This window comes from Clostridium sp. AUH-JLR23 (assembly GCF_964238065.1).
Lineage (GTDB): Bacteria > Bacillota_I > Bacilli_A > Erysipelotrichales > Coprobacillaceae > Allocoprobacillus > Allocoprobacillus merdigallinarum.
In genome coordinates this window covers 28,621-44,735 of sequence record NZ_CAXSKY010000001.1, presented here as the reverse complement: position 1 = coordinate 44,735, position 16,115 = coordinate 28,621, and the positions used below count along the sequence as shown (strand labels likewise).

General features: G+C 32.7%; 13 protein-coding genes. All 13 read right to left on the bottom strand.

Features of this window, described 5'->3' with window-relative positions; all coding sequences use genetic code 11:
• Positions 1-85: 85 nt before the first annotated feature.
• Positions 86-436 carry a 50S ribosomal protein L19 gene (gene rplS, locus ACESR5_RS00220; RefSeq protein WP_373153707.1) on the bottom strand — a complete coding sequence of 117 codons (351 nt, stop codon included), beginning with the start codon at positions 434-436 and terminating at the stop codon, positions 86-88.
• Between the two features lie 110 nt (positions 437-546).
• Positions 547-1,266: a tRNA (guanosine(37)-N1)-methyltransferase TrmD gene (trmD, locus tag ACESR5_RS00215; RefSeq protein ID WP_087242905.1), complete on the bottom strand. Its 720-nt coding sequence runs from the start codon at positions 1,264-1,266 to the stop codon at positions 547-549.
• On the bottom strand, positions 1,266-1,760 hold the full coding sequence (rimM, locus tag ACESR5_RS00210; protein WP_224762536.1) for a ribosome maturation factor RimM: 495 nt from the start codon (positions 1,758-1,760) through the stop codon (positions 1,266-1,268). The genes trmD and rimM overlap by 1 nt, the downstream gene beginning before the upstream one ends.
• Before the next feature lie 39 nt (positions 1,761-1,799).
• Complete coding sequence (locus ACESR5_RS00205) at positions 1,800-2,051, bottom strand: KH domain-containing protein (protein WP_087242907.1); 252 nt, start codon at positions 2,049-2,051, stop codon at positions 1,800-1,802.
• Between the two features lie 14 nt (positions 2,052-2,065).
• Positions 2,066-2,338 carry a 30S ribosomal protein S16 gene (rpsP, locus tag ACESR5_RS00200; RefSeq protein ID WP_087242909.1) on the bottom strand — a complete coding sequence of 91 codons (273 nt, stop codon included), beginning with the start codon at positions 2,336-2,338 and terminating at the stop codon, positions 2,066-2,068.
• 67 nt (positions 2,339-2,405) lie between these two features.
• Positions 2,406-4,724, bottom strand: coding sequence for a cation-translocating P-type ATPase (locus tag ACESR5_RS00195; protein WP_373153705.1), 2,319 nt, complete (start codon positions 4,722-4,724; stop codon positions 2,406-2,408).
• 135 nt (positions 4,725-4,859) lie between these two features.
• The gene (ffh, locus tag ACESR5_RS00190; protein ID WP_087297697.1) at positions 4,860-6,251 is read right to left on the bottom strand and encodes a signal recognition particle protein; all 1,392 of its coding nucleotides are present in this window, start codon (positions 6,249-6,251) and stop codon (positions 4,860-4,862) included.
• Between the two features lie 11 nt (positions 6,252-6,262).
• Complete coding sequence (gene ylxM / locus ACESR5_RS00185) at positions 6,263-6,589, bottom strand: YlxM family DNA-binding protein (protein WP_373153704.1); 327 nt, start codon at positions 6,587-6,589, stop codon at positions 6,263-6,265.
• Position 6,590: 1 nt separating this feature from the next.
• Complete coding sequence (gene ftsY / locus ACESR5_RS00180) at positions 6,591-7,571, bottom strand: signal recognition particle-docking protein FtsY (protein ID WP_087242917.1); 981 nt, start codon at positions 7,569-7,571, stop codon at positions 6,591-6,593.
• A gap of 72 nt (positions 7,572-7,643) precedes the next feature.
• Complete coding sequence (locus ACESR5_RS00175; RefSeq protein ID WP_087297698.1) at positions 7,644-10,592, bottom strand: chromosome segregation protein SMC; 2,949 nt, start codon at positions 10,590-10,592, stop codon at positions 7,644-7,646.
• A gap of 14 nt (positions 10,593-10,606) precedes the next feature.
• Positions 10,607-11,995 carry a cell wall metabolism sensor histidine kinase WalK gene (locus ACESR5_RS00170; protein ID WP_087297699.1) on the bottom strand — a complete coding sequence of 463 codons (1,389 nt, stop codon included), beginning with the start codon at positions 11,993-11,995 and terminating at the stop codon, positions 10,607-10,609.
• Positions 11,992-12,666, bottom strand: a complete 675-nt coding sequence (locus ACESR5_RS00165; RefSeq protein ID WP_087242923.1) for a response regulator transcription factor — start codon at positions 12,664-12,666, stop codon at positions 11,992-11,994. Before ACESR5_RS00165 ends, ACESR5_RS00170 begins: the two co-directional genes overlap by 4 nt.
• 128 nt (positions 12,667-12,794) lie before the next feature.
• Complete coding sequence (locus tag ACESR5_RS00160; protein WP_373153701.1) at positions 12,795-16,115, bottom strand: SEL1-like repeat protein; 3,321 nt, start codon at positions 16,113-16,115, stop codon at positions 12,795-12,797.

Below are 16,115 nucleotides of genomic sequence, written 5' to 3'. Positions count from 1 at the left end.
ATCGCTCCTTTTCTATGTACCTTTTTATTATACATTTAATAGGCTCAAAAGACTAGAAAAAAAGTATGGGACCATCCCATACTTTTTATTTACGAATTTCTTTAATTCTTGCAGCTTTTCCTGATAATCCACGTAAGTAATGTAATTTAGCTCTACGTACTTTACCAATTTTAGCAACTTCAATTCTATCAATGATTGGTGAATGAAGTGGGAAAACTCTTTCTACACCAACTTGGTAAGAAATTTTTCTAACAGTAAAAGTTTCAGAAATTTCTCCACCTTTTCTAGCAATACAAACACCTTCAAATAACTGAATACGTGTTTTATCTCCTTCTTGAATTTTTACATAAACTTTTAAAGTATCTCCAGGTTTGAAATCTGGAATGTCGTTTCTTAATTGTTTTTTAGTAATTTCTTGTACTAATTGCATATTCATGATATGACTTCCTCCTTCACAAAATTTATCTTCGAAGTTCATACGTTATTTAACCAGCGGAGCTTCTGCGTCCAAAGACTAAGAAATATTATCATTTTTTATTATAAAAATCAATCTTTTTTTGTGATTTTTTCTAATATTTTTAATTCTTCATCAGTAAAGTTTCTTGTTTTTAATAAATCAGGGCGTTTCAAATAAGTTTTCTTTAAAGATTGTTCCAAACGCCATTGTCTAATTTTTTCATGATGACCACTCATCAAAACATCAGGAACACAGTTTCCATCATATTCATAAGGACGTGTGTATTGTGGATATTCTAACAATCCTTGACTAAAAGAATCATCTTCATGAGAAGATTCACGAATAGCGCCTTCCAATAAACGAATAATTGCATCACAACATACCATACTGGCAAGTTCTCCACCTGTTAAGACATAGTCACCAATGGAAAGTTCCATATCCACATAGTCACGAATACGTTCATCAAATCCTTCGTAATGTCCACATATAAAAATCAAATGTTTTTCTAAAGATAATTGATAACTTAATTGCTGATGAAATGTCTGTCCCTGTGGTGACATTAAGATGACAAGACTGTCAGGAGTCGTCAGTGTCTTTAAACAATCAATAATAGGCTGACACATTAAAACCATACCTTGTCCCCCACCATAAGGATAATCGTCTACTTTTTTATGTTTATTATCAGCAAATTCTCTAAAATCATGAACGTGAACTTCCACAACCTGTGCATCAATAGCTCTTTTGATAATAGAAGTTTCTAAGAAACCATTAAACATTTCAGGAAACAATGATAAAATATCAATTTTCATTATAAAAATCCCTCTATTAAATGTACGTCTATACGCTTATTTTCTATATCTTCATCAACAATAAAAGCATCAACATAAGGAATCATAATTTTTTCTTTTCCCTTAACAACTAAAATATCATGATGATCATAGAGTTGAACATCTTGTACAACACCAATCAACTGACCATCATTATAAACCTGACAGCCAATAATATCACTGACATAATATTCATCATCACCTAATAAGTTTTCATCTTTACAAGCATAAAGTAAACATCCTTTATATTTTTCCACTAAATTAATATCACGGTGGTTTTCAAAAGTCACTAACACATGTCCTTTATGAAAACGGTGTGAAGCAACTGTCATTTCTATAGTTTGGCCCTGATATTCCAGATAAAGTGTAGCCCCTTTTTGAAATCTTTCTTCAATAAAATCTGTTGATGCTTTTACTTTCAATTCTCCTTTAATGCCATGTGTATTCACGATTTTTCCAACAATGACTTGATTCATAATGTCCTCCTTGAATAAAAAATAGATGTGGAACCACATCTATTCTCCGTAAGATTCAAATTTGATGTCTAATTTTTGATGATTTAAACGTCCACTTACAGACATAAGTTGACGTATAGAATTAGCCATCATTCCTTTTCTACCGATTAATCTTGCAATATCACTTTTTGAAGCATAGACATATAAAACGATTGTATCTTCATCTAATGAAGGCATCTGTCTGACTTCTAATTTATCTTTTTCAATAACAAGTTCACTTGCAAGTTCCTGTAAAGTTTTGACGTAATCCACTTTATATCACCAGCTTATTTTTTTGCTTTTGAATCAGCAAATTTTTTCATAATACCTTTTTGGCTTAAGATATTTCTTACTGTATCAGAAGGTTGAGCACCTTTATTTAACCATGCTAAAACTTCTTCTTCTTTGATTGTGACAACAGCTGGATCTTGTCTAGGATCATAAGTTCCTAATTGTTCTAAGAAACGTCCATCTCTAGGCATTCTTGAATCTGCCGCTACAATTCTATAAAATGGTGATTTTTTTGCACCCATTCTTTTTAATCTAATTTTTACTGCCATAATCTTTCCTCCATTTATTGATTTTGCTTTCCTAGTATAACATATATTTGCAATGTGTCAAGTATTTTTACTTAACATCTTTTGTTTTGAAAGCAATAATATGTCTAACAACCTCTTTAAAGAGCAATCCAATACAAGTAATAATGATTGTGAGAATGATTTGAGAATATGTAAGCATTGTGATGTGTAATAATTGATGGAATAAAAGGATAGCCAAAATAAATCCTAAAACCATAGTTACACAGACAAATAAACGTAATTTCGTCATTGGGAAACTTGAAACAATGACAGCCTGCATACTTATACATGCAAGTGCCAAATACATCATTGTGACACTTTGTTCCATAGGAATATGGAATAATGGTCGACCTGTATAAACAAGTAAAAAACATAATAAGACACCACAAGCATGAGGGAATGTATTTTTTAATACTGTTGGTAAGAACTGACCTTTGATTTTTTGTGTTTGTGGTTCTAACAATGTTAAAAATGATGGCCAAGCTTCAATTGCAAAGTCAATTAAAGTAATTTGAATAGGAATAAATGGGAATGGAATATTACAGATTGCACATGCTATTGTTAAAATAATAGAATAAATTGTTTTAATAAAGAAAACACTAGCAACTCTTGTTAAGTTATTAACAACTCGACGTCCTTCTAAAACAACTTCAGGCAAACATGAAAACTCTGAATTCAATAAAACAATTTGAGATAACTGTTTAACTGCTTCACTCCCTTCAGCAATCGCAATACTACAATCTGCCTCTTTTAAAGCCAACATATCATTAACCCCATCACCTGTCATTGCGACTGTATGACCTTGTCTTTTTAATGCTTCAACAAGCCATTTTTTCTGTTGAGGTGTCACTCTACCAAAAACTGAATATTGATTCACAAGTTCGTCCATTTGACTTTCACTATTTTGAACTTCACTTAAATCAATATACTTATCATAATTTTTCAATCCTGCCATTTGAGCAATCTTAGAGACAGCCAAAACATGATCTCCTGAAATAACTTTCACATCTACACCCTGACTATCAAAATACTGCAATGTTTTTTCAACATCTTTACGTATCATATCAGTTAAAACAATAGCCAAAACGGGTGTCACTTCAGGAAGGGGAGCTTTAGCATCAAGCTTATTTTGAGTATAGGCAATAATAATCACACGTTTACCATTTTCAATCTGCTGCATTAAAGATGCTGGAAGATTCTTCATTAAACGTTCAGGCGCTCCCATAACAATACTTCCATAATCATCAAATGTCATGGCACTCCATTTTCGTTGTGATGAAAAGGCAACCTTTTGACTTGGAACATATTTTTCATTCAGTGTAAAATGATCACATATCGCTTGATAAGTTGCATTGTTATCATCACTATAATGCAAATAAGAACCAAAATATTCTGTAAATGTATCAGATGATAAAGAAGATAAAAACTCTACCTTTTCAACTTTCATTTTTCCATTTGTTATTGTTCCTGTTTTATCCAAACATAATGTATCAACATGAGCAAGTGTTTCTAAAGAATAAATATCCTGAATTAAAATTTTCTGCTTGGCAAGTTTTGTGACCCCTGCTGCCAAACTTACACTCATCAATAGAACAAGCCCTTTCGGCAACATTCCTAACAAACCTGCAGAACTACTGATCACAGCCTGTGACAAAGCATCTTGTCTAAGAAAATAAGCTTCAAGAAATAAAATAATTCCTAAAGGAACAATCATAAAACTTGTCACTTTTGTTACTTTACGCATTGAATTTAATAATTCTGATTGTAATTCTTTTGCTTTTTTGACTTCATTTGTTAAACGTGATGTATAGTTATCTTCACCAACATGAATAACTTTTGCATAACATTTTCCACTAATAACACTACTTCCTGAAAGCAAATCACTTTCTTGATTTTTATGAATAGGATCAGATTCTCCAGTTAATAAAGATTCATTAGCTTCAATTTCACCATCAATAACAACACTGTCACAACAAATCTGATCTCCTGCTTCTAAAATCATAATATCATCCATTACGATTTCATCAACATGAATTGTCACTTGTTGCTGATCTCTTAAAACTTTAACATGAGGAATCATCAGCAATGATAACTCATCAACCAGCTTTTTAGCGTGTATCTCTTGAATAATTCCTATACAGACATTAGCAATGATAATCACAATAAAAACAAGATTTGACCAAGCTCCAACAAGCGCTAAAGCAATCGCAATTAAAACATTTAATAAATTAAATAATGTACAAATATTTTCGCGAAATATCTGACTATAACTTTTACTAATTGTTTTTTGTTGTCGATTAACTTCACCACGTTGCTGACGTTGTAGCACTTCACCATAAGTTAATCCTTTAATTTGTTTTTGATCCATTTTACTATCTCCAATCATTTATTTTCCTATAATACTATCATACTTTCTGTATAAATTCTTTTATTTTATATTTTTTTACATAGCTTCACAACATGCAAAAGCCTTATTGATTATATCATCAATAAGGACTTTTGGCTATCTTTTCTTTTTCTTCTTATGTCTTTCCTTTTTACGATTAGGATTAAAATTCATACGATTTTGTGGCCTTTGCGTAGGCATACCCGTTGTTGGATCTAAATTTCCCATCTGTTTCATCATTTGTTTAGAAGCTTCAAACTGTTTTATCAAACGATTGACATCAGCCACACTACGTCCACATCCTTTTGCAATTCTTTCTTTACGTTTAGCATTTAAAATAGAAGGATCACGTCTTTCTTCTAATGTCATGGAATATATAATGGATTCTGTTAATTTTAATTTTTTATCAGTATCTTCATCATTGATTTGAGGCATTTTTGGCATACCTGGAATCATCTTTAAAATACCAGATAAAGGTCCTAATTTTCTAACTTGATGCATTTGTTCAAGCATATCATCCAAACCAAAAGTACCACGTTTCATACGTTCAAATGTTTTCATTGTTTCTTTTTCATCATAAACATCTTGAACTTTTTCAACCAATGAAACAACATCACCCATTCCTAAAATACGATCTGCCATACGATCTGGATAGAATAAATCAATCGCATCTAATTTTTCACCAGTCCCAATGAACTTAATCGGTACATGTGTAATATGACGAATAGATAGTGCTCCCCCACCTCGTGAATCACCATCTAATTTTGTTAAAACAGCACCTGTAATTTGTAAATGATCATGGAATGATTGAGCAACATTGACAATATCTTGTCCTGTCAAAGCATCAACAACTAATAAGATTTCACTAGGATGAACAATATCTTTAATATTCTGTAATTCATTCATTAAAGGTTCATCAATATGTAAACGCCCAGCAGTATCAATAAGAACAACATCATGATGATTCGCATAAGCATAATTCATAGCCTCACTGACAATTTGTTCTGCTTTCACATCTGTTCCCTTTTCAAAGACTGGAATATCTAATTGTTCCCCAAGCGTCTTTAACTGATCAACTGCGGCTGGACGATAAATATCTGCCGCAACCAATAATGGATTTTTACTATATTTTTTAGATAATAATTTTGCAATCTTTCCAGAAGTTGTTGTTTTCCCAGAACCTTGCAATCCAACCATCATAATAACTGTTGGTTTTTTTGATAAATCTAGTTCACTGACTGTTGTTCCTAATAATTCAACCAACTCATCATGAACAATCTTGACAACGACCTGTCCAGGTTTTAATGAACCTAAGACATCCTGTCCCAAAGCTTTTTGTTTCGTATTTGCAATAAATTCTTTAACAACTTGAAAATTCACGTCTGCTTCTAATAAAGCCAATCTAATTTCTCGAAGCATCTCGTCCATATTTTCTTCTGTTAAAGTTGCTTGTCCTCTAATCTTTTTTAAACTCTCCTGCAATCTTTCAGAAAGCGATTCAAAAGCCATATTTTATCCTCCTATATCTTCTTTAACATTTCTAAATAATCTTTCATTTGTTGATTATCAATTTGCTGATTTTCAATTTTTTGAATCAAAGCCATACGCTCAATATGCTTTTCCATTAAATGAAGCTTTGACTCATATTCTTCTAATGAAGCTACTGCTCGTTTTAGTTGATCATATACAGCATTACGAGAAACCATCAGGTCTTCAGCAATTTCAGACAAAGAAAAATCTTCTTCATAATATAACGATAAATATTGTCTTTGTTTATCTGTCAATAAATCACCATAACAATCCATCAACAAATTCACACGTTGTGTCTTTTCTAAATGTGATGTCATATTATTTCTCCAATAATCCTTTGCATAAACCATAGATATATTGTTCAAGATCAAATTCCTGTAAATCATCCATTTGTTCACCTAAACCAACAAATTTAACTGGAATATTTAAAGCATCTTTAATAGATAAAACAATACCACCTTTAGCAGTTCCATCCATCTTTGTTAAAACAAGACCTGTAATATCTGTGATTTTAGAAAATTCCTGTGCCTGTGAAACTCCATTCTGTCCTGTTGTCGCATCAATAACCAAAAGAGTTTCCTGTGGTCCCTGTGGTACAACACGCTTTATGATACGATTCATCTTTTCTAATTCGTTCATGAGATTCACTTTATTTTGTAAACGTCCGGCTGTATCACAAATCAAAACATCCACTTTTTGTTCTTTTGCACGTTTTAAAGCATCAAAGACAACTGAAGACGGATCTCCACCTTCTTTACCTTTCACACATTCAATACCTAGACGTTTAGCCCAGACATCTAGCTGATCAATGGCCCCAGCTCTAAAAGTATCACCTGCAGCAACCATGACTGTCTTACCTTCATTTAGCATCATATGAGCCAACTTAGCAATCGTTGTTGTTTTCCCTGCACCATTGACACCAATCATTAAAATAACTGTTAAATCTTCATCATCATAATTGATTTTTGTTGTCATATAGGAATCATTGGCATAAATAACAAACATCTTATCAATAATAATTTCATTAATTTCTTTAGGATCTTTGATGTTTTGAAGACGAACCTCTTTTTTAATTTCATCCACTATTGTCATAACCATATTGACACCAACATCACTCATAATCAAAATATTTTCCAGTTCTTCAAAATAATCATCATCTATTTCACGATAACGTGCTGCTAATTCATTAATTTTTGATGAAAATGAAGAATTAGACTTATCCAAACCAGCTACATATTTATCATTTTGTTTCGCTGACTTTCCTACTAATGTTTCTTTGATTTTACTAAAAAAGCCCATAAACATCCTCCTCAAACTGATTGACATATCATAAAGATAACACTTCTTGATGATATGTCAATATTTTTTCATCTATGATGCCGTTTGTGCCAAATCAATAGCATCTTTTAATTTCACACTCACAAGTTTTGTCACACCTTTTTGTTGCATAGTAGCTCCATATAACAAATCACATTCTTCCATTGTTCCCTCACGATGAGTGACAACAATAAATTGTGTCTGATGAGAAAACTCTCTTAAATATTTGGCAAAACGTTCTACATTCGCAACATCCAAAGCGGCTTCAACCTCATCTAAAATACACATTGGCACTGGTCGCACACGTAAAATAGCAAATAGACATGAGATGGCAATCAATGCTTTTTCTCCTCCCGAGAATAAAGTAATATTCTGAACTGCTTTTCCTGGTGGCTGTACGTCAATGTCAATTCCTGTTTCTAAAATATTATCAGGATCACTATATTTCAATTCCGCTTTTCCACCACCAAAAAGATTTCTAAACACAATATTAAATTCATGATTAATCTTTTCAAATGTTTCACTAAAACGTGAAACCATGATTTCATCCATTTCATCAATAGCTTTTAAAATACTATCCTGAGCATGAATAAGATCTAAACGTTGGTGATTTAAAGTTTCATAACGTGTAGACACTTCTTCATAATCTTCAATAGCCTGTAAGTTGACATGTCCCAAAGAATCAATCTGATGTCTTAATAAACGTACTTCTTCTTTGGATTTTTGCATATCAATATCACGAGCATATTCTTCACTGGCAAATTCATATGTCATCTTATATTCTTCATTTAAACGCTGTAAATGATTTTGCAGTTCTGTTTCCTGTTTGGCTTTATCAACCTGCTTTTGTGTCATATCGTTTTGAATTTGTCTTAAATGAGCTCGTGTGACTTTCAAAGTATCTTCCAGCTGATCATTTTCATTAACAAAACTCATACGCAATTCTCGCTTAGCCTGAATACTTTCAGTTAAACGATCTCTTCTTTTTTTAGCTTCATTTAGCTCTTGAAGCAATTGATTATCTTGCGTTCCTTTTTCAATCTCTGATAATTCAACGCTTTGATGTGTTAAACTTTCATATTCACTTTTGGCAATCTGTAATTCACTTTTCTTATTTGTGACAACCAACTCCAATTTAGCAAATGACATCTGTTTTTGTAGAAGATTATGAGAAATTTCTCTTGCTAAATTATCTAATTCATTAAGTTTGGCTTTCTTCATTGTTATATCTTGTTCACTTTGACGGATGGTTTCCTGTAACAATTCTAATTCACGTTTATTTGTTAAAAGTGATGAAGATTGTTTAAAACTTCCTCCAGTTAATGAACCACCCACATTGATGACTTCACCAGCCAAAGTTACAATTTTATATCTGGCATATGTTGCTTTTGATAAAAGAGATGCATTTTCTAATGTATCAGCTACAATCACATGTCCTAATTGATTCAAAACAATCGTTTTAATTTTATCAGGATATCTCACAAAATCACTCATAACACCTAAAAATCCTTGTGTATTTTGACATACCAGTAAATGTTCTTCTCGCAAATGTCTTTCCTTCATTGTTGTGATAGGTAAAAATGTTGCTCGTCCTGATTTATTATTCTTTAAAAAATGAATAGCATGTCTCGCATCTTCATCACTATCAGTCACAATAAACTGCACTGCATTTCCTAAAGCAACTGCTAAAGCTGTTTCATATTCTTCTTGAGTTTCCAATAAATCTCCAAGTACACCTACAATTCCATTCATGGAATCTTTAGCTTTTATAATAGAACGTACACCATAACTATACCCAGATTTGTTTTCTACCAAATCAACCAGCTGCTCTCTACGGTGACGGTCTTGATGCAATTTTAAATTAAGATTTTCAATATCCTGTCTTAAAGCATTCATCTGAGCACGATTTTTTTCCTGAGAAGCTTCCAAAGTTAATTTTTCTTCCTTTGTTTCATTATAACGATTAACACGATCATTATATTCACTAATAGCATCTTGTAAAATAGCTTTTAACTGTTCCATACGTGCCTGTAAATCTTCTTTGTTAGTTGTCTCTAAAATATGTTTACGATTAGCATCAATCTCAACTTTTTGTGTTTCTAATTGATTAACATTATTCATAGCTGTTAAAAGTTGGCCTTGAAGTCCATTGACTTCCTGATCCAAATCAAACATCTTTTTCTTTAAGCTTTCATTTTGTTGTTCATTAATTAAGATTTGTCCTTCAATTGTCACTTTTTCTTTATCCAGTAAATCTAAAGATTGATTTAAATCCTGTAAAGATTGAGATAAAGTTTCAATTCCTTTTACCAGTACACTTACTTCAATAGACTGTAACTGTTCTTTTAAATCCAAGTAAATTTCAGCTTTTTCCTTTTGACGTTTTAATGGTGAAATCTGTTTTTCTAATTCCAAACAAATATCTTCAACACGATCCAAATTATCCTTTGTTCTTTCTAATTTTCGAATCGATTCAAGCTTTCTTTTTTTATACTTCGCCACACCTGCCGCTTCTTCAAACATTCCTCTTCTTTCTTCAGGCTTACTATCAGCGAATGAAGAAATATTCCCCTGTGAAATGATGGAAAGTGAATCTCTTCCTAAACCTGTATCCATAATTAAATCAACAATATCTTTTAAACGACATGGTTCCTTATTAATTAAATATTCTGCCTCATTATTTTGACGATATAAGCGTCTTGTTATTTCTACTTCATTATAATCAACATTCATAAAACGATCTTCATTATCAAATACAAGTGTCACTTCAGCAACATTTTGTGCCTTACGGTCTTCACTACCATTAAAAATAACATCGGACATATTAGAACCACGTAATGATTTCACTGACTGTTCACCTAATACCCATCTGACAGCATCGCTGATATTCGATTTTCCACAACCATTAGGACCAACTATCCCAGTAATTCCTGGTTGAAATTCAATGACTGATTTATCGGCAAATGATTTAAAACCATGTAATTCAATTCTTTTTAAATACATAAATCAATTCCTTTCTAACCATGATTTTCTTTTTTTATAAGTCTTTCACTAATATGAAATGATTTATTCTGAGGCAAATGAACGGTAAAACGACTGCCTCCTTCTTCTCTTGATATAACATCAATACGTCCCTTATGTAAATCAACAATTCTTTTTACAATAGATAACCCTAATCCATTACCTTCTACACTTCGTGATTTATCTTGACGATAAAAACGTTCAAAAATATGTGAAATAGCTTCTTTGCTCATACCAACACCCGTATCCTCGATACTGACTTCCACTTCTTTAGATGTTTTCTTGACATGTACCATGACAACTCCATTATCTTGTGTGTATTTAATCGCATTGTTGATCAAATTAATCCACACTTGTTCTAAACGTGACTCATCTGCTTCAATACGAATATCATTTTTAGGTATTTCAAATTCTATTTCAATATTTTTACTTAACGCAAAATTATCTTGTGTTTCAATAACACGATTTAACTGTTCAATTAACGAGAACTCACTGATTTCCAATTTAACATCTTCACCTTCCAATAAAGTTAACTGTAACATATTTTTAGAAAGTGTAGATAAACGTTTACTATGAAATAAAATGATATCTGCATATTTTTGACGTTGCTCATCAGTTAATTTTTCATTCTTTAAGATTGTCGCAAAACCTTGAATAGCCGTTAAAGGCGTTTGAAACTCATGTGAAACATCAGATATGAACTGTTGACGTGTTTCATCCTGCTTGGCAAGCTGTTGAGCCATTTGATTAAAACTGCGATTTAAACGTGCAATTTCATCCTTACCAGTATAATTAACACGAACACGATAATTTCCTTTTGATAATTCATTTGTTGCTTTAGTTAAACGTGAAATAGGTTTAACAATAATATCAGCAATGACTAAAAATGTGATACTTCCAGCAACAAGCATACAAAAGACAGCTATTAAAGCAGAATCCAGGAAAATCATTTCCCTTTTACTCATATCTTTTTGAACATAGACAATATAATTTTGATTTTTGACTTCAAAAGATTTTGCATAAATACGTATAGATGAATCTTGTAAAATAATACTTTGTCCTATATTTTCTCTTAAAACATCTGTTTCTTCATGAGAGAGATGTTCTCCTTTGATATTTCCATAAGTCTTTTTTTGACCATTACTTTCAATATAAAAACTCACTTCTGAAGTTGAGGCATAACCCTGTAATATTTTATCTAAATCATCTCGGTCGATTAATTGAATAAAATCTTCTATAAGTTCTGTTGAATTTTTAAGTTCTTCAACAGCCAGTAACCCCAGTTCATTTGCATTTTTACGCAATGAAAAATATCCAGCAATTGAAAAACTAAATAAAATACTGACTAAAAATCCAATAATCAGCTTCCCATAAATGGATTTCATGGTTCAACCTCAATCTTATATCCTAATCCCCTGACTGTCACCACTTTAAATCCAGGCAAATGTCCTAAATTTTCACGAATACGTTTAATATGAACATCTACAGTACGATCAAATCCATCATAATCCATTCCCCAAATTTTTTCAATTAACTGTTCACGAGTAAAAATCTGATTAGGATTTTTCGCTAATTCAAAGGCCAATTCAAACTGTTTTAAAGGCAAATGAATTGTTTGATCTTTATATCTGATTTCATATTTATCACCATCAAAAACCACATCATGTAAAGTCACAATATTCTGACTATTGATACTATATCTTTTTAAAATTGTTTTCACTCTTGCTAAAAGTTCATCAGGATCAAATGGTTTTGTCACATAATCATCTATTCCTAATGAAAAACCTCTTAATTTATCTGCTGACTGTGATTTGGCAGTTAACATAATAACGGGAATGTCTTTCATTTCCTTCATTTCCTCTACCAATTGAAATCCATCCATCACTGGCATCATAATATCAACAATTGCTAAATCAATATATTCATTTTCTAAAAGATGTAAAGCTTCCTCTCCACTGGCAGCCTGAACCACTGAGAATCCCTCTTTATCTAAATAAAAACGGATCAATTCTCTAATATGTTCTTCATCATCAACTATTAAAATCTTTGATTTCATAATCTTTCCACCTCAATTCATTTTGTAATTATATCATAATTATGCGTGAATTCCTATATTTATTGTTATTCCCTTATGAAATATACCAAACTTTATTCCATAATAAAAACAACACATCTGTGTTGTCCTTATTTTATCTTTTTAGGATGCAAAAATGACTTTCTTTTAATCACTTTCATTAAATCATTTGCCCCCTCAATATGAGCATCCAGTGCTTTTTGACACCAGTATTTAGCATCTTTTAAAGAAACCTGTGTTCCTTGTCCATACGTATATGCTCTCGCAAGATTGAGATAAGCGTGTCCATTATTAAGGTTGGCAGCTTTTAAAAATAATTCAAAAGCCTTTTTTAAATCTTTGCTGACACCATCTCCTTCTTTATAACAAACTGCCAGATTATTCATGGCCCCTGCATGTCCACAATCAACAGCCTGCTGATAATAGGTGATTGCTTTTTGTTTATCTTCAAACTCTTTACCAGCTTCAAAATCATATAGCACAGCCAGATTATAAAGCGATGAAGCATGATTCATCTTGGCAGCATGTTGAAAATAATCAATCGCTTTTGAATAATCCTGTTGAACACCTTTTCCATCTTTATACATATTTCCAAGTGCATAATAAGCGCGTGGTGATTGCATATCAAGCGCCTTTTGATAATATTCTATAGCTTGATCATTGGATTGTTTCAATATGCCCCATTCATACATTCTCCCCATTTCGACATATCCATCTGCTATACCATTTTGACCAGCCAATTCATAGTATTGTACAGCTTTTTCTATGTCCACTTCAATTCCTAAGCCATCTTCATAGAAACGGCCAACATGATACATAGCTCGAGCCCATTGATTTTTAGCTGCTTTTAAATATAATTCAAAAGCATGTAATAAATCGACCTTTGTCCCTATACCATTTTCATAACATGAGGCTTCATTGCAAATGGCAGGCGAATAATTAAACTTTGCACTTTGACGATAAAGCTGTAAAGCTTTTTCTTCATCCTTTTGACATCCTAGTCCCAGTTCATACATGACACCCAAACCACATAAAGCTCTTGGATATCCTTTTTGAGCTGATAATTCATAATAATATTTGGCCTGAGCAAAATCCTGCTCTACACCGATTCCATGTTCATAACAAAAAGCTAAATTACATTGACAGACTTCATCATTCAGTTGTGCACCCTGTTGATAATATTCAAAAGCTTTCGTTAAATCAACCGGCACTCCTCGACCTTCTTCATAAATAAGACCTAAGCCACATAAAGCACGTGGATTATTTTGTTTAGCAGCCTCCTGATAGTATTGAATAGCCTTAGACATATCCTGTTCTACACCCATACCATCTTCATAACAGTATCCTAAACGCCATTGGGCAACATCAAATCCTAAATCAGCTGCCTGTTGATAACAGGAAATAGCCTGAGATAAATCTTTTTCAACTCCAATACCGAGTTCATAACAGCAACCTAAATTTGTTAAACCACGCAAGTTTCCAGATTCCGCCGATTTTTGATAACACTCTACAGCCTGTTGTTCATCTTTTTGACAGCCAATCCCGTTTTCATAATAGTAGCCTAAAGTACACAAAGCGGCTCCATCATGTAAATTAGCTGCCTGTTGATAATAATCAAATGATTTTTCTAAATCAACATCAACGCCTAATCCTTCATCATAGAAATAACCTAAACAACAAAGTGCACGAGGATATTGATATTGAGCAGCCTGCTCATACCATTTTCTAGCTTCCTGATAATCAGGTTGACCGTCAACGCCCTGTTCATATAAATAAGCCAAGTTACACATAGCTCTTAAATGTCCTTGTTTTGCAGCTAACAAATAAAAGGTTTTGGCTTTTTGTAAATCAGGTTCTACCCCAATTCCCACTTCATAGCAATATCCTAAATTACATTGCGCCACATCATAACCTAAATCAGCAGCTTGTTGATAAATCTCTATAGCCTTTGACAAATCCTGCTCAGTTCCAATACCAGCTTCATAACAATAACCCCAGTTTGTCATACCATGTAAATGACCTGCCTTGGCAGATTGACGATAATATTCAAAAGCTTTGGCTGTATCTTTTTTTGTTCCTATACCCATTTCATAGTAGTATCCTAAAGTACACATCGCTTGTGCATCTTGATCATTGGCAGCTTTTTGAATATATTCAAATGCCAGCTTTTCATTTTTTTCTATACCTATTCCTTTTTCCAAATAATAGGCATACTTATTGATAGCTGGATAATAGCCATAATCCGCACTACGCTTAAGATAATCCAAGGCTAATGCAGGATGTTCATCTTCAATCATATGTCCATAAGCCATCATAGCACGAGGATATCCCATATTCGCACTAAGTAAATACAGTTCTTTTGCTTTTTTTAAGTCAACAGGAGTTCCAATTCCCATTTCATAGCAATATGCCAGATAACAATGAGCAGGTGCATAATTTTGTGACGAAGCCTGCTGATACCAATACACAGCCTGTTCACTATCCTGTTTAACACCTTCACCAACTTCATAGGCAAAACCAACTTGAACCTGTGCAACAGGCAGACCATCTTTGGCACCATCCAAATACCATAAAAAAGCTTTTTCAAGATCTTTAGCGACACCTATACCATATTCATAACAATATCCAATGCTATATTTAGCTTGTGTATATCCTAAATCTACTGCCTGTTTATAATAAGTCATGGCTTTCATTTCATCTTTGAGCGTTCCATAACCAAAGCAATAGCATTCTCCTAAATAATAAACAGCTCGAGGATATTGATCTTGGGCAGACTTTTCAAAATATTCAAAAGCCTGCTGTAAGTTGCTTTGACAGCCTATCCCCTTTAAACAGCAATAAGCATAATTACAGGCTGCCAGACTATCACCTAAATCAGCAGCCTGCTGATAAAAAGCAACTGCCTGTTCCTTATTGACTTTTGTTCCTAACCCCACTTCATTCATATATCCAAGTGAACAAATAGCTTTGGCATGTGAATGATAAGCTGCTTTTTCAAACAATTGATAAGCACGATATTCATCCTGAACTCTATCCTGTCCATTCATATATTGTAGACCTAATTGAAACAATTCATTGGTAGATAAAAGCTGATCGTTATCTTCCTCTAGTGAATATCTTGACAACAAACAGATATCAACACCTTTGGCTTCAGATCCATCTTCAATATAATAATGTTCTTCTTCTAAATAAGGTGAATGTGTTAAATCCGGAAAATCCAAGATGTCATATTTATTCATCAATTCATAAACTTCATTTTCCACATCTTCTTCTAAGCAAAATAAAGTTTTCACTTTCATTAAAGCATCATTGCCATAATCATCTTTCAAATAGACCCATGCCATATCTGTATAAGTGATGGCAATAAAATCTATTTTCCATTTCCCAAATAGAGGTTCATACATTTTTAAACGTTGAAATAATTCACCCAT